Source organism: Clostridium sp. ZBS15 (assembly GCF_023845705.1).
Classification (GTDB): domain Bacteria; phylum Bacillota; class Clostridia; order Clostridiales; family Clostridiaceae; genus Clostridium; species Clostridium aquiflavi.
In genome coordinates, this window is record NZ_JAMQHY010000118.1 from 1 (window position 1) to 254 (window position 254).

General features: G+C 33.9%; 1 pseudogene. It reads left to right on the forward strand.

The annotated features are described in order from the left end of the window. Positions 1-217, forward strand: a pseudogene (locus NG904_RS16755) (hypothetical protein); the annotation flags it as partial. Positions 218-254: the final 37 nt, after the last annotated feature.

A 254-nucleotide genomic window follows, 5' to 3' on the forward strand; every position in this document is an offset into this window, starting at 1 on the left:
GGGGAGGGGGGGGGGGGGGGAGGCGGGGGCAGGCGGGAGTGGGGCTAATCCAAAATATGGTTTCGTTGGATTTGAAAATTATTTAAGGATTTGGAAAGAGACTCAATTGATTTATTCATTTAAAATAACAATTCTATATACGATTGCAAGAGTAATTACTATTAATATAATTGGGTTTGGACGAGCATATATAGTTACTAGAAAATTAAAAACTAAGAAAAATTGAAGAAAAAGAAAAAAAAAGAAAAAAAAAA